We start from the raw sequence: 16,798 nt of genomic DNA, 5'->3' as shown, positions 1-16,798 counted from the left end.
AGATGTGATTGCATGATCGGGTGACCGAACAGACGGAGCGCGTGGTGCGCGCAAGCCGGGACATCGCCGCCGGAACCGAGCGCATTTTCGAACTGATCGCCGATCCCGCGAAGCAGCCGAGCTGGGACGGCAACGACAACCTCGCCGAGGCTGTCGCCGGACAGCGGGTGCACGGCACGGGGGAGATCTTCCGCACGACGCTGACGAACGGAACCGTGCGGGAGAACCGCGTGGTGGAGTTCGAGGAAGGCAGGCGGATCGCCTGGATCCCCGCCGAACCGGGCCACGAGCCGCCTGGTCACCTCTGGCGCTGGGAGCTCGAACCGCTCGGCGAGACGCACACCCGGGTCACGCACACCTATGACTGGACCCGGCTGGCGCCGAGCGAGACAATGCGGTTGCAAAAGGCCCGCGCCACCACGCCCGACTGGCTGCGCGCCTCGATCGACCGGCTGGCCGTGCTCGCCGAGGGCGCCGGGGAGTAAGACCGGCGCGGCCACGGAGGCGGCGATGGATCCCTATGACGGCAGGCGACCGACCAGCCACGAGCGGATGGCCGGGCAGCCCTGGGATGCCTCGTACCACGACGGCCCCGCGCCCTGGGACATCGACCGCCCGCAACCGGCGATCGCGCGGCTCGCCGATGCGGGCGGATTCACCGGCCCCGTGCTCGACGCCGGGTGCGGGACCGGGGAGAACGCCCTGTACCTCGCCGCGCTCGGACTGCCGGTGTTCGGCGTCGACCTCGCCGCGACCGCCATCGCCATGGCCCGGGAGAAAGCCGAGTCGCGCGAGCTCGCGGCCGAATTCGCCGTCGCCGACGCCTTCGCGCTCGACCGCCTCGACCGCAACTTCGCTAGCGTGCTCGACTGCGGACTGTTCCACACCTGCGACGCCGCGGAACGACGCGCCTACCTGGCAAGCCTGGCCGCCGTGACCGAGCCCGGCGGGATCCTGTACGTGTTGTGCTTCAGCGATGAGGGCCCCGGCACCGGCCCGCACCCGGTCACCCGGGACGAGCTGCGGGCCGCGTTCGGGCCGGGCAGCGGCTGGGAACTCGGCGCGGTCGGATCCGCCCGGATCCACACGAGGTTCCACGACGAGGCGGGCGGGCCCGCCTGGTTGGCGAGGATCAACCGGACTCAGGGCGCGATCGTTTCGCCGAGATGAGGGTCAGGCGGTAGCCAACTGCGGTGGAAGGTGCCGATCCAGGTCAACCGGACGCGGCAGACGCCATGGACAAGGTGCGGGATCATCGCACCGCGGATCCAGGTCCCGGACTCGGTGCGGAACGACTCCGATCTCGTTGCGTTCCTCTCGGTGTCGGTGAGCTGTTCGATAATCCAGGCGATTCGACTGGTGCCGTCGTATTCCGGCGGAGTCCTCGACAGGCCGCCGAGCTCCAGCAATGCGGAACCAGAACGGGCAACGATGTGCGGGTGGGCGCGTGGTAGCGGTAGCGGACCAGCTCTGCGGGAATGCCGTCCGGCGGGTACCGTCATTGATCGTCCGCCCCCCAAGCAGTGCGAATCCGCGCCCTGACGCCCCTGGAGCCGACTCTGATGCGCCTTCCCGAACGGGTCATCCCTCTGTATCTGCGTGCCGCCGGCCGGAATCGCGTGTTCCGCTCTCCTGGAGGTGCTCGCGCCCACATCGATCGCCTGGCGCTGCGGCCCCGCCCTTACGCACCACCGCGTCGGCTCGGGTCTCCGGTGACCATCGATGTCTCGCGCCGCGACGGCTGGCCGGTCTACCGCGTACGCCCCGCGGACGCCCGCCCTCAGGGCTCCGTGGTGTACACCCACGGCGGAGGCTGGGTGAACGAGATCTCCGCGGCGCACTGGCGGCTGGTGGCCCAGATCGCCGCCGAGGCACGGACGACGGTGGTGGTGCCGATCTACCCGCTGGTCCCGTTCGGCACGGCGGACGCCGTGGTGACCGCCGTCGTCGATCTTGTCCGGGAGGCGGGCGAGTCGCACGGGGAGGTACGACTCGCCGGGGACCAGATCGCCCTGTCCGCCGCGATGGTTCTGCGTGACCAGCACAGCGTCACCTTGCCGAGGACCTTGCTGATTTCGCCGGCGCTGGACCTCTCCTGGTCGAATCCGCGGATCCCGCAGGTCCAGCCCAGCGATCCCTGGTTGGCGGTGCCCGGCGGCCGTGTGCTCTCGGACCGTTGGCGCGGCGAGTTGCCCACCGGGGATTCGCGCGTGAGCCCGCTGGCCGGGGACCTGGCGGGGCTCGGCCCGCTCACCGTCTTCAGCGGCACCCACGACATCCTCAACCCGGACGCACACCTGCTGCGGGACCGCGCGAGCGCGGCGGGGGTCGAGGTGGAGTTCCACGAGGGGGAGGGGCTCGTGCATGTCTATCCACTGCTGCCGACCCGAACAGGTGAGAACGCGCGGGCGGTCATCGCCGAGCGCCTCACGATCGGATCACCCTAGAACGGGCCGGAGAACGACGAGCGTTCGGCAAGGCCGACGAGCATCCGGATGCCCTGGTACTCCAGTCGGACTTCATGATCGTGGCTGGTGAGGGTGCGGGTCTCAGCGCGAACCCTCACCAGCTGGCAGGCGAGGTCCGAGGAACCGACGGCGCGGATCGCGGGCCGTTCGGCCGAGTCGAGCCCCGTCGCCGGGCGGAGAAAACTGGTGCTGGGCGTATCTACGGCGCGATCGCCCTGCTGACGGCCGTGATCGCGGCCGAGGGGCGACCGGGAGGCCGGGCCAGCAGCACGCGGCGGATCTCCCGAGGTGCGCCGTCCACGCGCAGCAGGATCACCCCGGGCGGCAGCGCGGCCGCCATCCGGAAGGGCACCGTGGTGAGGCCGAATCCGGCGGCGACGAGGTGCAGTTTGGTCAGCCAGTCCCGTGCGCTGTGTGTGATACGGGGCCGTCCGGGCAGCCCTGGCCAGACACCGAGCAGTGGTTCGGTGCTCGAGGACGGGGTGGCGATCCAGTCGGCCTCGGTGAGCTCGTCGAGGTGTACCGCGGAGCGCCCGGCGAACCGGCCGGTGGCCGCCGCGGCCACGAGCAGCTCGGTGTCCTCGATGGTCTCGGTGTGCAGGCGGGGCGACTCGCTGTCCGGCGCACGGTGTGGCGGGCGGGAACTGAGCACGGCGAGGTCGAGTGAACCCGCGCGCAGTGCCCGTGCGAGGCCGGGCGTCGTGCCCTCGCGGGTGGTCACCGTGATCCGGGGATCGGTCGCGGCGAGCCGGGTGAGCGCGGCGGGCAGCAGCATCGCACCCGCACTCAGGAAGGTCCCCAGCCGCACGCGTTCGGTGCGGGCATTCGGACCGGTCAGCTCGCTCTCCGCGGCCGCGACGGAATCGAGGATCGTGCGGGCGTGCCGCAGCAGGGTCAGTCCCGCGGGGGTGAGCCGCACCCCGTCGGAGCGCCGTTCGAACAGGGCGGTGCCCGCGGTCCGTTCGAGGGCGACGGCCTGGCGGGAGATCGCCGACTGGGTGTAGCCGAGGTGCGCGGCCGCGGCGGTGAAGCTGCCCGATTCGGCGACCTGGCGCAGTACCCGCAGATTCTGACTGGACAGATCCATGCTGACTACGCATACCAGATATGCAGGATCCTCGCTTCCCGCATGGCTGCTCGCGGCCTAGCGTCGATCCCGGAACGAGGAGGTCTCATCCGATGCGAGCAGCGGTATTGACGGAGTTCGGGGAACCGCTCGAGGTCCGGGAGGTAGCCGATCCCGAGGCGGCGGGCGGCGAGGTGGTGGTCGAGGTGCACGCGGCACTCGTGCTGCCGTACGCGCGGGAGGTGTTCAGCGGCGAACGGAACTATCCGCTCGAACCGCCGGTGGTGCCCGGCCTCGGCGGGGTGGGCAGGGTCGTGCGCGTCGGCCCGGACGCCACGCGGGTGCATGCCGGGGATCTGGTGTGGTGTGATCCGACGGTGCGGTCCAGGGACGACGCGCTGACCCCGGACATCACCTTGCAGGGCTGGAGTTCGCGCGGCACGGGCGGTGCGCGGCTCGCCAGGTCCTTTCCCGACGGCTCGTTCGCCGAACTGATGCGGATCCCGACGGAGAACGTGTACCCGCTGCCCGCGGCGGCCGCGGATGATCCGGCACGCTGGTCGGCGCTCGGCGTACACGCCGTCCCCTACGGCGGGCTGCTCGCCGGTGGACTGGAGGCGGGCGAGACCCTGCTCGTCAGCGGGGCAACGGGCAACTTCGGCAGCAGTGCGGTCGCCGTGGCGCTGGCGATGGGGGCGGGCACGGTGATCACCCCCGGACGGAACCGGGCGGCGCTGGACCTGCTGGCCGACCGCTTCGGCGCGCGGGTGCGGCCGGTCGAACTCGGTGGCGACGAGGAGGCCGACCGGGCCGCGATGTCCGCGGCCGCCGGGGGACCGATCGACATGGTGCTGGACCTGCTGCCACCGCGGGCACCGAGCGTGGCGACCCGCGCCGCGGTGATGACCGTGCGGGAGTACGGCCGGGTGGTGCTGATGGGCGGGGTCGGCATGCTCGGCGGCGCCGATCTCGCACTGCCGTACCCGTGGATCATGCGCAACTCGGTGACCGTACGGGGACAGTGGATGGGCCCGCGCACGGCCAATACCGGCCTGATCCGGCTGGTCCGGGCGGGCGCCCTCGACCTCGGTGCGGAGCGCGTCGAGCGGTTCGGCCTGGATCGGGTCAATGCGGCGATCGGGTACGCCGCCGAGCACGGCGGGCCGTTCGAGCGCACCGTACTCACTCCGGCCGATAGCTCGCCCTGACGTGGAAGCGCTCGCCCTGCGGTCCGAGAATGCTCAGGAACTCCACCGCGCGGGCGTCGGCATTCCCGAACCAGTGCGGAAGGTGGGTGTCGAACTCGGCGACCTCGCCGGCGGCGAGCACGAGATCCCGCTCGCCGAGCACCAGGCGCAGTCGTCCGTTGAGCACGTACAGCCAGTGGTATCCCTCGTGGCTGCGGGGATCGGGTTCACGATCCGCCGGTCCCGCGGGCAGGATCTGTTTGAACGCTTGTAGTCCACCGGGTTTGCGGGTCAGCGGGACGACGGTCATGCCGTTGTGCTCGATCGGGCGCGGATACACGCGCGGATCGCCGCTCGCCGGAGCGCCGACGAGTTCGTCGAGCGGCACCCGATGCGCGCGGGCCAGTGGCAGCAGCAGTTCCAGGCCCGGTTTCCGGTTCCCGGACTCCAGCCGGGACAGGGTGCTGACCGGGATGCCGGTGCTCGCCGAGAGCTCGGCCAGGGTCGACCCGCTACGGCGGCGCAACGCACGCAGCCGCGGGCCGACGGTGCTCAGCACGGCTTCGAACTCCTCGTCCATCTCCCCACTGTGCCAACCCTCTTGCGGTTCTCGCAAAGATTCTTGCCGCAATGGCGAACGCGGAGAGGGGGACGAGCCAGGTCAGACGCTGCGCAGCACGGAGACCACGATGCCGAGCACCACGGCCCGGTCACCGTCGATGACCTGGTAGTCCGGATTGCGCGGTTCGAGCAGTACGTGCCCGTTCCGGCGGCGGTACACCTTCACGGTCGCTTCCTCGTCGATCATCGCGGCCACGATCTGCCCGGAGTGGGCCTCCGATTGCCTGCGCACCACCACGATGTCGCCATCGCAGATCGCCGCGTCCACCATCGACTCGCCGCGCACCCGGAGCCCGAAGACGGTGCCCCGGCCGGTGAGGCCGCGGGGAAGGGAAAGCACCTCGTCCACGGATTCCTCCGCGGTGATGGGGGTGCCGGCGGCGATATCGCCCACCACGGGGACCGGGACGGCGTTCTCGGACTGCTCCCGTTCGGCGGGGTCACGCAGGAAATCACGCACATCGATCGGCCGGGCCAGTGATTCGCTGCGCCGCAGGAATCCCTTGTCCTCCAAAGCGTTCAGATGTTTGGAGACCGAGGAGGAGGACCGCAGCCCGACCGCATCGCCGATCTCGCGGGTGCTCGGCGGATAACCGTAGCGCTGCACCTAGTCCCGGATCGTCAGCAGGATCCGTTGCTGGCGCGGCGGCAGGGCGGCGGTGTCGAGGTGCGCGAACGGATCGCAGTCGTCGTAGGCGGTCACGCGCGCATAGTAGAGGCAGCCACCGACAACCGGTGCACCGGTCGAGTGCGCGGGCTCAGGGCCGGCCCGCGCGCGGCACCTCGACCCGTACGGACAGCAGCGCGGCCTCCCGGGCGGCGCGGCGGTTCGCCTCGGCGAAATCCGGTGCGGCGCAGAGGAAAAGCGTCTTTCCGTCGGCGCCGCCGAGCATGCAGGCGAACACCCCGGTCCCGGGATGGATCTCCTCGACGATCTCCCCGCCCTCGCACACCCGGATCACGCGGGCGTTCAGCGCGTCCGCGATCCACAGCGCGCCCTCGGCGTCCAGGCAGCAACCGTCCGCGGCCACCCGGCCCTGCGGCAGCACTTCCTCGAGTGCGGTGCCCGCCGGTGGTTCCCCGAACTTCGCCCACACGCGCCGGTTGCGCAGCGTGCCGTCCTCGGCGATGTCGAACGCGGTGACCCGGTTCCCGAACGTCTCGCCGACGAGCAGCCTGCCGTCCTCGGTGATCACGCTTCCGTTGGGGAACAACATGTCCTCGGCGACCACGGTCACCGAACCGTCCGGATCCATCCGCACGAGGCTGGTCGCCGCGATGGGTTCGCCGTTCATCAGGTCGAAGCCGAAGCTGCCCGCGAACAACCGCCCCTGCGCGTCGGCCACCATGTCGTTGAGGTATCCCTTGGCCGCGGCGCCCCGTGCGGCGTGCGGGACCAGTTCGCCGCCGGGTTCCCTGCGCAGTACCACCGCGTCGCGCATGGCGATGATCAGCAGCCTGCCGTCGGGCAGCCAGCCGAGCCCGGAGGGCTGATCCGCGAGCTCCGCCTCCACGCGCTGACCGGTGCCGTCCTCCTCGGCGGAGAGCACCCGGCCGGTGTAGAAGTCGGAGAACCAGATCCGGTCCTCGTGCCAGCGCGGACTCTCCAGAAACGAGAATCCCTGCGCGATCGTGCTGATCTCCCGGTCCATGCGGAACCTCCTCGGCGTCGCTGTCGAGCCCGCAGTATGGTCCGGATCCGGGGCGCTGTCAGCCGTTGTGCGCGAGAATGTTCACGATCGTGCCACCGGGGTCCTCGAGAAAGAAGCGGTGCACGCCCCAGGGTTCGTCGGTGAGCGGGTACTCGATGCGCAGCCCGCGGCGCAGGGCCTCGGCGTGCGCGGCGTCGACCGCGGCCGGGTCACCGAGGTCCACGCCGAAACCGGGCCGTGGCCGTTCGGCTCCGGGCGGCAGGAGAATGAGCTGGGCACCGGGATTGCCGGGGGAGTCGAGGCAGAGCACCGGATCCGTCATGGCGACGCGGAATCCGAGTGCTTCGGCGTAGAAATCCCTGGATGCGGCGATATCGCGGCCGCCAGGGTAGGGGATGACGCGTGCTGGTGTCGGCATGCTCCGATTCTGCGCGCCGGTTCGGCCCCGGGCTTGGAGAAATGGTACCGAACTTGCGGGAATCGCAAACTTTCTTGGGGTGCCCGCGGCGCCGCGCGCACAGTGGACGGAACGGACCGAGAGGAGCGGAAACATGGACCAGGCGTTCTGGGACGAGCAGTATCGGCAGCGTGAGCAGCGGTTCAGCGGGCGGGTGAACGGCACGCTGCGGGTCGAGGCCGAAGGAATGCGCCCGGGCAGGGCACTGGATCTGGGGTGCGGCGAGGGCGCGGACGCGATCTGGCTCGCCGAACGGGGATGGCAGGTCACCGCCGTGGACATCTCGGCGGTGGCAGTGGAACGCGCCGCCGCGGCCGCCGGTGCGGATTCCGGGATCGACTGGCAGCAGGGCGATCCGCGGGTCGCCGCGCCACCGAGGCGGAGCTTCGACCTGGTGTCCGCGCAGTACTTCCCGGTGCTGCGGGAAACCGGGCACCGGACACTGCGTGGGCTGCTCGATGCCGTGGCGCCCGGCGGAACGCTGCTGGTGGTCGGTCACCTGCTGGACGGTCCGCCGCCCGCGGAGTGGACCGGCCCCGATCCGAGCGAGTTCTACTCCCCGGAGGAGATCGCCGAACTGCTCGACGAGGACTGGTCCATCGAGTTCCACGGGCCGCGGGAACGGCCCGAGGTCCCCGAGGGGAACCCGCACCACAAGGATGTCGTACTGCGGGCCCGTCGGCTGCGCTGAACCTAGGTGACCGTGTCCCGGCGCAGCGGGAGGTTCTTGGTCTCGGTGAACGCGAACAGCACGACGATCAGCGAGATGAGCGCGACACCCATGACGTAGAACCCGGGGCTGAGCGAGGAACCGGTGGCCTGGGTGAGCCCGGTGGCCACGAACGGAGCGGTGCCGCCGAACAGCACGTAGGCCGCGGTGTAGCCGATCGCCGAGCCACTGGAACGCACCCCGGTGGGGAACAGCTCGACCAGCGCGGGCACATTGGAGGTGCCGATGGCCGCCACGAGCAGGGCGAGCACCGAGGTGCCGAGCATGGCCATGCCGATCCCGAACGGCATGATCAGGAACGCCGGATAGGTGAGCACGACGAAACCACCGCAGGCGACCAGCAGCATGGGTTTGCGGCCGAACCGGTCACTCGCCCTGGCCAGGAACGGGCAGGCGATGCTGTACACGAGCATCGCGACCACACTGGTCAGCATCGCGGACGCCTTGCTGTAGTGCAGGTTCTCCGACATGTAGGCGATCATGTAGCTGCTCATCAGGTAGTACGCGACGGCATTGGTGATGCTGTACCCGAACAGGGTGAGGATCTGCTTGCCGCACAACCGGACCGCGTTCCGCAACGGGGTGCGGGGCACCGCGTCGTGCTGTTCGAGTGCGCGGAACACCGGGGTGTCCTCGACCCGGGAACGCAGGTAGAGCCCGATCAGTCCGAGCGGAGCGGCGAGCAGGAACGGGATCCGCCAGCCCCAGCTGAGCAGCGCGGCCTCGGAAAGCCCGGATGTGAGCAGTACACCGACGAGTGAACCGGCCACGGCCGCGATGCCCACCGTCATCGGAATCGGGCTCGCGTACCGGGCCCGCTTGCCGTCCGGCGCGTACTCCATGATGAACGCGGAACCGCCGGTGTACTCGCCGCCGGTGGAGAACCCCTGGACCGCGCGCAGCAGGAAAAGCAGGATCGGAGCGGCGATGCCGAGCACCGAATACGGCGGCAGTACCCCGATGAGGAAGGTCGCCCCGCTCATGCACAGCACGCTGGCCGCGAGCATCTTGTTGCGCCCGATCCGGTCACCGAAATACCCGAAAACGATCGCGCCGATCGGGCGGGCGATGAAACCGCCCGCGAACACCGCCCAGGTGGCGAGCAGGGCGGCCGCGGGATCGTACTGCGGGAAGAACAGCCCGGCTATGGTCGCCGACATCACCGCATAGGCGCCGGAATCGAACCATTCGACGAAATTGCCGATCGCCGAGGCGAAGGCGACTTTCCTGCGCAGGGTCGCTGTGTCCACATCGGACTCCCGCGCCGTTGCGGTCGATGACATCGGTCCTCCTCGGATCGGGCTCTAGTCCTGCCGTGCGCGCAGTTCGGCGCGCCTGATCTTGCCGGTCGCCGAGCGGGGCAGCTCCTCGACGAACTCGATGTGCCGCGGATAGGCGAACCGGGAATAGCGCTGTTTCGCGAACTCCCGGATCCGCGCCGCCAGTTCCTCGCTCGGTGCCGCGGATCCGGCGAGCTCCACATAGGCCTTGACTGCCTGCCCGCGCACCGGATCCGGTACGCCGACCACACCGGCCTCGGCCACATCCGGATGCTCGCGCAGCGCCTGCTCGACCTCGTAGGGGCCGACGCGGTACCCGGATGTCTTGATCACGTCATCGGTGCGGCCGAGGAACCAGAAGTAGCCGTCCTCGTCCATGACGGCCTGATCCTTGGTGTGGAACCAGTCCCCGCCGAACACCTGTGCCGAATTTTCCGGCCGGTCCCAGTAGCCGAGCGGGAACTGCGGATTCGAGCGGGCACGAAGGCAGATCTCGCCCGCCTCGCCCTGGGGTACCGGACGCTCCGCCTCGTCGAGCAGGGCGACCTCCCAGCCGGGGACCGGCCTGCCCATGGAACCCTCCTTCACCGGAACCCCGGGGAAATTGCCGATCAGCGGATACGATTCGGTCGAACCGTAGTAGTCCAGCGGGGTGAGCCCGAACTGCTCGCGGAACCAGGTGATCAGGTCGGCGGTCAGTGGTTCGTTGGAACAGCACACCACCCGCAGCGACTGCGGATACCGCCGCCCCGCATCGGGTACCTCGGCCCGCATCTTGCGCAGGAAGGTGGGATTCACCAGCGCGGTGGTCACCTCGTTGCGCGCCATGCTCGCGAGCAGGCCCTCCGGATCGAATCCCGCGGCCGGGCGGTAGACCAGATGCACCGCGCCCGCGCGCAGCGGGCCCATCAGCTTGGCCATCGACCAGGCCCAGTCACCCGCGCCGTAGAACACATCGCCGGTCCGCAGTTGATGGCAGTGCTCGAACTCGTTGTGTCCCAACAGGGTGCGGTGCGCGTGCACGATTCCCTTCGCGGCGCCGGTGGTTCCCGAGGTGTAGAAGATCAGCGCGGGATCCTCGGCGAGGGTCTGCTCGGTCTCGAACTCCGGCTCCCGGTCCGCGATCCGCGGGTCGTCCACGTCGAGCACGGTACCGGCGAAGTCACCGGCGCGCCGGGCTTCCGCGGCCTCGGTGACCAGAACCTTGGCCCCGGAATCGGCGAGCCGGTAGCGGATCGGCTCATCGGCCCACAGCAACGACATGGTCACCAGCACCGCCCCGGTGCGCAGCACACCGAGGTACGTGGCCGGGGTGTCCACGCGCTGTGGCAGCAGCACGGCGACCCGGTCGCCCTTGCCGACCCCGGCCGCGCGCAGCGCCGCGGCGACCTGCTTGGAGCGGTCCTGGATCCGGCCCCAGCGGACCTCGGTGCGCGCACCGGTGTGGTCCTCGTGGATCAGGGCCAGCCGTTCGCGCGGATGCCGGTCGGCCACATCGGCGGCCATGTTGTAGGTCCGGGGCACCGTCCACTGCTGTTCGGCGCACATCCGTTCGTATTCGGTCGTCACGGTTTTCCTTTCAGCGCCGCTGTCCGCCGATGAAGGCGGCCATCTCCCGTTGTGGTTCCCCGCTGGCGTAAGCCTCGCCGTGCACCCGTTTCGCCGCGCGCACCGCATCGGCGAGGGAGTCCTCCTCGAGCTCGCGGATCCGGCCTTTGGTCAGGGAGACCGCCCCGGCGGGCAGCGCGGCGAGCTTGGCTGCCCGGTCCACCGCGGCCTCGAGAACCTGCTCCGGTTCCACGAGCGTGGTGAGCAGGCCGAGCCGGACCGCCTCCGTGGCCTCGACCAGTTCACCGGTCAGCGCGAACTCCGTGGTCTTGGCCCGGCCGAGCACGCTCCACATCGCCCAGATCCCGGTGATGCTCGGGATGCCGGACAGCACCTCGGGCTGGCCCATCCGCACCCCGGAGTGCCCGATGCGCAGATCGGCGAGCAGCGCGAACTGGAAACCGGAACCCGCGACCACGCCGTTGACCGCGGCGATGGTGGGTTTGCCGGTGTCCCGCACGGTGCGGAAGAGCCGGTCGAAGCTGTCGATCCACTCCTCGGCCGCCGCCTGATCGCTCGGGTCCACACTGGCGGTCTCGTTGAGGTCCTGACCGGCACAGAACGCGCGCCCGGTCCCGGTGAACACGATCGCGCCGACCTCCGGATCGGCGTCCGCCGCCCGAACCGCCTCGATCAGGCTCTCCCGCATCGGTGCGGTCCAGGCGTTGAGTTTCTCCGGGCGGTTGAGCGTGATCACCGCGACCGGGCCGCGACGTTCGCTGCGGATGAGGCTCTGTTCGGACATCGTCTGCCTTTCGACGCTGGTGTTTCGCCGATACAAGCACCGGGATGCGCGGACACTCCAACACCAATTCCGACCTCCGGTGATATCGAAGCGATATGACCGGCGCGCAAACGCTGATCCGCCGGTTAGAGTCACCGGTCATGGAACTCAGGCATCTGCGGTATTTCGTGGTGCTCTGCGAGGAACTGCATTTCGGGCGCGCCGCCGAACGCCTGCACATGGCCCAGCCACCGCTTTCCCAGCGAATCCGGGACCTGGAACGGGAATTCGGTATGCGACTGTTCGACCGCGGCAGGCACCGGGTGAGCCTGACCGAGGCCGGTGCGCTGTTGCTCGAACACGTACGGCCGGTGCTCGAACACGCCGAGCTGGCCAGGGAGGCGATGCGCCGGATCCGCCCGGGTTCCACCGGGACGCTGCGGGCCGGGATCCCGCCGGACACCATGCCGGTCACGCTGCGCACCCTGCTGGAGGGATTCGCCGCGCGCGAGCCGGAAGTGCTCGTCGACCTGCACGAGCTCACCACCGATGACCAGATCGCGCAGCTGCGGGACGGGAAGCTCGACGTCGGGGTGGTGCGGCATCCCTCGGACACGGTGGGATTCGAATCGAGCGAGACCGTGCAGCGCTCGCTCGGCGTGCTGCTTCCCGCGGGGCACCGGCTCGCCGAAACGGAGCGGGTTCGGCTGCGCGAACTGAACGGTTCGGGGCTGGTGATCTTCCCGCGGCAGATGGCGCCCCGGCTCTACGATCACATTCTGGCGATCTGCCGGGACAACGGCTTCCTGCCCGGCGCGATCAGGCACGCGCGCAATCCGCACTTCGTGCAGGGCCTGGTGCTCGCCGGGCGCGGGGTCAACCTCAACGAGCCGCCGACCGGGGAACTTCCCGAAGGGCTCGTCTGGCGCCCGATCGACGAGGCGCGCCTGGCCTGGGCCACCTCGGTGATCTGGCGCAAGGAAAGCGAGAGCGAGGTGGTCCGCGCGTTTTCCGCCGCCGCGCTGGACGGGCTGGCCCGGGCGGGACACGGCTGACCTGTTCCTGCCCCTGGTCAGACCGGGGCGGGTGCGGCGCGGTCTTGTTTTCCCGGCAGCAGCAGCGGTGTGGCGAGCAGCAGCACCCCGGAGGCGATGATCGCGGTGCGCGCGCTGGTGAGTGTCGCGAGCCCGCCCCAGACGGCCATGAGCCCCGCCTGGCTGAGCTTGCCGCTCACACTCCAGCAGGCGAGCACCCGCGCGGTGCGATCGGCGGGCGTGCGCCGTAGCCGTTCGGTCGCGTAGATGGGGGTGAAGATGCCCATGCAGGTGATCAGCAGGCCCTCCACGAGGATCACCGTGAGCAGTCCCGGGATGCCGGGCCCGGTGCACGCGAGACCGATCGGGAACAGTGAGCGTAGCCAGCCGGTCACCAGCAGGACCCGGCCGCTGCCGTAGCGGGCGACCAGGCGCGCCGACAACCGGGCGCCGAGGAAACCACCGGCCGCGGGCAGACCGAACGCGAGGCCGTACTGCCAGGCGAGGAAGTGGTACCGGCCGAGGAGCAGCACGGTCAGCACCGGCTGGGTGGCCATGATCAGGCCGCCGACCGTCACCGAGTTGAGGAACAGCCGCCGCAGGAACGGATCGCCGAGGATGAACCACCATCCGGCGAGCAGTTCGGCGATCCGGTGCGCGCTGTCCGGGTTCCGGCTGCCGTTCGGTTCCCGCGGCGCCGCGATGTCGGTGCCCCGGATCCGGAGCACACCGAGTGCGGACAACAGATAGCTGACCGCGTCCGCCGCGATGGTGACGACCGGGCCGAGCATCCCGATGAGCGCACCGCCCAGTGGCGGGCCCACCGCGGTGGCGCTCCACGTCGTGGCCTCGAACCGGCCGTTCGCGGCGAGCAGCTGCTCCGCGCGCACCAGGTGTTTCAGGTAGGCACCGGACGCGGCGGTGAACGCGATACCCGCGGTCCCGGAGACGACCGAGACCACCAGCAGCTGGCCATAACTCAGGAGACCGCACAGGTACGCGAGCGGAACACTGGCCATCGCGAGAAACCGGAGCAGATCCATCGCGATCATCACCGGTCGTTTGGCGCGGTGCTCGATCCACGGGCCGAGGCCGAGCGCGAGAACCGCCGCAACGGCCAGCCCGGCCGATTCGAGCAGCGATACCGCGAACGCCGGGGAGTGCAGCACCCGGACGGCGATGAGCGGGAACGCACCGAAGGCGATCCAGGTGCCGTAGGTGCTCACCGCATAGGCCGACCACAGCAGGCCGAATCCGGCCCTCGGTTCGATACGCACGGCTCTCCTTCTGGTCGGGGCTCTCGAAGCAAAGCAATGGAGTGCGGGCGTGTTCAAACAACCGGTTCCCGGCGAGCCACAACGATCGGTTGGGCCCGCCTATGCTGGTGCGGTGGATACCGAGGCGGTGCGGTCGTTCGTGCTCGCGGCCGAGCGCGGGCAGCTGCAACGGGCCGCCGATGAGCTGGGGATCACCCAGCAAGCGGTGTCGAAGCGGATCGCCGCCCTGGAACGGGAGCTCGGTGTGCGGCTGTTCGACCGCACCGCCCGCGAGGTCGAACCGACGCTCGACGGGCAGGCGTTTCTCGCACATGCGCGCGGCATCCTCGCCGGTGTGGATCGCGCCATCGCCGCGATCCGGCCGGAGTCCAGGGCCCTGCGCATCGACGTGCTCGGTTACCGGCCCGGCCAGGCGATCGTGCTGCACGAGTACTGGCGCGCGCATCCCGGAACCGAACTCGACGTGGTGGTGTTGAAGGTGGACGACCCGCAGCGGGCGGCCGCCGCGGTACGGGCGGGAGAGGTGGACGCTTCCTTGCGGACGGTCACCGACTCGCGAACGCTGCCCGATGGGGTGCGGATGCTGCACCTGCTCGATTTCCCGATGGAACTGCTCGTCGGGCCGCGCCATCCGCTCGCCACCGCGCGCACGGTGACCGCGGAGCAGCTGCGCGGGCACCGGATCTGGGTGCCGGGTATCGCGCCGCGCAGTGAATGGGGCGAGTTCTACGCCGAACTCGCCGGGGATCTGGAACTGCGCATCGACGGGGCCGGGCCGAATTTCGGCGTGGAGCCGCTACTCGACACGCTCGCGGATTCCGCGGAGGTGGCCACCCTCACCGGTGCCCGCGATCGGCTCATCTGGCCCGCGAACCACCGACTGCGCCAGATTCCGGTCACGAACCCGACGATCGCCTATCCGGTCTCGATCATCTTCCGGGAATCGGATCCACACCCCGGAATCCGGCCGGTGATCGACCATTTCCGAAGCCTGGCAACGCTTTCCGGGGATGTCTGGCGTCCGTCCTGGGCCCGGGCAGGCTCGGGATCCTAGTCTGGGAGCGCCAGCTTCTCGCCGGGCAGCCGCAGTCCGAACCGGCTGTGCGGGTTGACGACGAGGTAGCGCTCCCGGATCGCGGGGAGCAGGGCGCGGACCGGGAAGCTGAGCCAGGACAGTTCGCTGGACGGCAGCTGCCCGCGGGAACTGAACACGTGCAGCACCTCCCGGTCGGAGCCGTCCTCGAAGAGCGCGATCTCCGTGGTACCCGGCCGGACGGGCGCGATGACCGTGGCTTCGCGCAGCGCCTGGCGGACGCGCTCGTCGTCGGCGTTTCCGGTGACGGCGTCCTGGAGGACTGCTTCGAGTTCGTTGTCCGGCGGGGGCACGCCGAGACCGCGCAGTGTCGGGCGGTAGTGCTCATTGGCGAGGAATTCCTCGGTGAGCTCGCCGTCCTCGGCGACGCGGTAGGCCCCGATGACGGCCGAGCCGGGAATCTCCTCGGCGCCGGAGAACGCGGGATCGATGGCGTACACCCAGCCGCCCGGATGACGGCGGGCCTCCGCGCGCATGGCCGGGGTGACGGGGCCAGGGTTGCTCATCAGGACTCCCGGTAGTTCGGGTTGGGGTGCCAGGTCGGCTTGAATCCGGTACCGGGGGCCATATCGAGCTTGACGCCGCCTTGTCCGTCGGGAACCGGGTTGTAGTAGCCGGTGACGTGGTTCGCCCCGTGGATGCGATCCGGGGGAATGTGATCGAGGCCGGCCCACTCGTCCTGATAGCGGAACCGGTCGAGGTTGCTCGGCAGGGACTGGGAGGGGACGTGGATCATGTCGGGCGAGGGGCGCACCCAGTAGACGTAGCCTTCCCGCCCCATGTAGGTGGTGCCGTTGACGTTGACCGTCTGGCCGGTCGGCCGGATGAACTGGTGGGCGACGTGCGGGTTTCCCGTGGTGGACACGAATCCGCTGCCGTTCGCGTTGTGCACGTGGGCGGGGAGGTCGTAGTGCGGTTTCGTTCCGTTCAACCCCGCCGAGGAGGAAAGCCCGCTCTGGAAGATCGTTTCCGGTGGGGCACTCGATCCGTGCATCAGCAGGCCCGGTGGTTGCGGTTGTGGCGGCGCCGATTGTGGTTGTGCTGCCCCGGACGGCCCCGGGCGAGGCGGCCTGTCGTCCGGCCTGCCGTTCGGATTCGACGGTGAGCCGGTCGGGGAGTGCCCGCGGGAGCCGCCCCGGGAGCCGCCGCGGGTGTCGAGCGAGTCGAACAGTCCCTTGTTGGTGTGTTCGTTGTGCCGCATCGATTCGGCGGTCTTGCCCACCTTGCCGCCGGCACCGTGGGCACTGTTCGCGATGTTGCCGATGCCCTTCTCCACCGAGGAGAGGACCCCGCCGAGCTTGCCGGACAGCGCTTCGCCGACGACCCCGAAGGCCCCGCCTCCCGGATGCGCCGAACCGACCGAGGAAGCGTGCCCGCTCAGTTTGTCGCTCAGGCCGCTGAGCTTGCCCTTCATCGAGTCCAATGCGGACACATCGGCGCTGAACCCCTTGCCGGGCTTGCCGCTCGAACCGGAGCCACCTCCCGAGGATCCGTGCCCCGAATGCCCGGAATCGGTGGAGTGCCCCGAGGAAGGGGAACCGTGACCGGAGGAATGCCCGCCACCATGGCCGTGTTTCGCCACCACTGCCCCTCTTCACCAC

17 protein-coding genes and 1 pseudogene are annotated in these 16,798 nt (G+C 69.9%); 7 read left to right on the top strand and 11 right to left on the bottom strand.

All coding sequences use genetic code 11. From position 1 onward, the window contains the following. The first annotated feature begins 20 nt into the window (after positions 1–20). From AD72_RS25820 to AD72_RS25805, 3 genes are all read left to right on the top strand, one after another. Positions 21–485: an SRPBCC family protein gene (locus tag AD72_RS25820; RefSeq protein ID WP_031469181.1), complete on the top strand. Its 465-nt coding sequence runs from the start codon at positions 21–23 to the stop codon at positions 483–485. Between the two features lie 25 nt (positions 486–510). Continuing rightward, a complete protein-coding gene (locus tag AD72_RS25815) occupies positions 511–1,170 on the top strand; it encodes a class I SAM-dependent methyltransferase (protein WP_031469180.1) in 660 nt (219 codons plus the stop codon). Between the two features lie 542 nt (positions 1,171–1,712). Continuing rightward, a complete protein-coding gene (locus AD72_RS25805) occupies positions 1,713–2,447 on the top strand; it encodes an alpha/beta hydrolase fold domain-containing protein (RefSeq protein ID WP_197285075.1) in 735 nt (244 codons plus the stop codon). Positions 2,448–2,667: 220 nt separating this feature from the next. On the opposite strand, the gene AD72_RS25800 is transcribed toward AD72_RS25805, so the two are convergent. Continuing rightward, positions 2,668–3,555: a LysR family transcriptional regulator gene (locus AD72_RS25800; RefSeq protein ID WP_031469177.1), complete on the bottom strand. Its 888-nt coding sequence runs from the start codon at positions 3,553–3,555 to the stop codon at positions 2,668–2,670. 92 nt (positions 3,556–3,647) lie between these two features. Between AD72_RS25800 and AD72_RS25795 the strand changes: the two genes are divergently transcribed. Next, on the top strand, positions 3,648–4,742 hold the full coding sequence (locus tag AD72_RS25795) for an alcohol dehydrogenase catalytic domain-containing protein (RefSeq protein WP_031469176.1): 1,095 nt from the start codon (positions 3,648–3,650) through the stop codon (positions 4,740–4,742). Here AD72_RS25795 and AD72_RS25790 read toward each other — a convergent pair. The 4 genes and pseudogenes from AD72_RS25790 to AD72_RS25775 all read right to left on the bottom strand — a co-directional run bounded on the left by AD72_RS25790 (position 4,717) and on the right by AD72_RS25775 (position 7,412). Next, positions 4,717–5,301: a helix-turn-helix domain-containing protein gene (locus AD72_RS25790; protein ID WP_031469175.1), complete on the bottom strand. Its 585-nt coding sequence runs from the start codon at positions 5,299–5,301 to the stop codon at positions 4,717–4,719. The two genes, AD72_RS25795 and AD72_RS25790, sit on opposite strands and share 26 nt — an antisense overlap. Positions 5,302–5,382: 81 nt before the next feature. Beyond that, positions 5,383–6,045, bottom strand: a pseudogene (gene lexA / locus AD72_RS25785) (transcriptional repressor LexA). Positions 6,046–6,100: 55 nt separating this feature from the next. After that, positions 6,101–6,994 carry an SMP-30/gluconolactonase/LRE family protein gene (locus AD72_RS25780; RefSeq protein WP_031469174.1) on the bottom strand — a complete coding sequence of 298 codons (894 nt, stop codon included), beginning with the start codon at positions 6,992–6,994 and terminating at the stop codon, positions 6,101–6,103. 58 nt (positions 6,995–7,052) lie between these two features. Beyond that, positions 7,053–7,412, bottom strand: coding sequence for a VOC family protein (locus tag AD72_RS25775; RefSeq protein WP_031469173.1), 360 nt, complete (start codon positions 7,410–7,412; stop codon positions 7,053–7,055). Positions 7,413–7,545: 133 nt separating this feature from the next. Here AD72_RS25775 and AD72_RS25770 point away from each other — a divergent pair, with 133 nt between their 5' ends. Beyond that, on the top strand, positions 7,546–8,142 hold the full coding sequence (locus tag AD72_RS25770) for a class I SAM-dependent methyltransferase (protein WP_031469172.1): 597 nt from the start codon (positions 7,546–7,548) through the stop codon (positions 8,140–8,142). Positions 8,143–8,144: 2 nt separating this feature from the next. Here the strand turns inward: AD72_RS25770 and AD72_RS25765 are convergent, their stop codons facing one another. Genes AD72_RS25765 through AD72_RS25755 form a run of 3 tightly spaced genes read right to left on the bottom strand, consistent with a single transcriptional unit; the run spans position 8,145 to position 11,814 of the window. Further along, positions 8,145–9,464: an MFS transporter gene (locus AD72_RS25765; protein WP_031469171.1), complete on the bottom strand. Its 1,320-nt coding sequence runs from the start codon at positions 9,462–9,464 to the stop codon at positions 8,145–8,147. Positions 9,465–9,485: 21 nt separating this feature from the next. Beyond that, positions 9,486–11,030, bottom strand: coding sequence for an acetate--CoA ligase (locus AD72_RS25760; RefSeq protein WP_051899023.1), 1,545 nt, complete (start codon positions 11,028–11,030; stop codon positions 9,486–9,488). Positions 11,031–11,040: 10 nt separating this feature from the next. Then, positions 11,041–11,814, bottom strand: a complete 774-nt coding sequence (locus AD72_RS25755; protein WP_031469169.1) for an enoyl-CoA hydratase/isomerase family protein — start codon at positions 11,812–11,814, stop codon at positions 11,041–11,043. A gap of 140 nt (positions 11,815–11,954) precedes the next feature. Between AD72_RS25755 and AD72_RS25750 the strand changes: the two genes are divergently transcribed. Beyond that, entirely contained in the window at positions 11,955–12,848 is an 894-nt protein-coding gene (locus tag AD72_RS25750) for a LysR substrate-binding domain-containing protein (protein WP_031469168.1), read from the top strand. A 17-nt stretch (positions 12,849–12,865) separates the two neighbouring features. On the opposite strand, the gene AD72_RS25745 is transcribed toward AD72_RS25750, so the two are convergent. Next, on the bottom strand, positions 12,866–14,104 hold the full coding sequence (locus tag AD72_RS25745; RefSeq protein WP_031469167.1) for an MFS transporter: 1,239 nt from the start codon (positions 14,102–14,104) through the stop codon (positions 12,866–12,868). 112 nt (positions 14,105–14,216) lie between these two features. Here AD72_RS25745 and AD72_RS25740 point away from each other — a divergent pair, with 112 nt between their 5' ends. After that, positions 14,217–15,158, top strand: a complete 942-nt coding sequence (locus AD72_RS25740) for a LysR family transcriptional regulator (RefSeq protein ID WP_031469166.1) — start codon at positions 14,217–14,219, stop codon at positions 15,156–15,158. On the opposite strand, the gene AD72_RS36810 is transcribed toward AD72_RS25740, so the two are convergent. Then, entirely contained in the window at positions 15,155–15,703 is a 549-nt protein-coding gene (locus AD72_RS36810; protein WP_051899022.1) for a type VII secretion system-associated protein, read from the bottom strand. The two genes, AD72_RS25740 and AD72_RS36810, sit on opposite strands and share 4 nt — an antisense overlap. Further along, on the bottom strand, positions 15,703–16,779 hold the full coding sequence (locus AD72_RS36805; RefSeq protein WP_156365378.1) for a hypothetical protein: 1,077 nt from the start codon (positions 16,777–16,779) through the stop codon (positions 15,703–15,705). The genes AD72_RS36810 and AD72_RS36805 overlap by 1 nt, the downstream gene beginning before the upstream one ends. Positions 16,780–16,798: the final 19 nt, after the last annotated feature.

It is taken from the genome of Sciscionella sediminilitoris (assembly GCF_000737195.2).
GTDB lineage: Bacteria > Actinomycetota > Actinomycetes > Mycobacteriales > Pseudonocardiaceae > Sciscionella > Sciscionella sediminilitoris.
The sequence above is the reverse complement of the archived record's forward strand: the minus strand, read 5'-3'. Positions and strand labels throughout refer to the sequence as shown.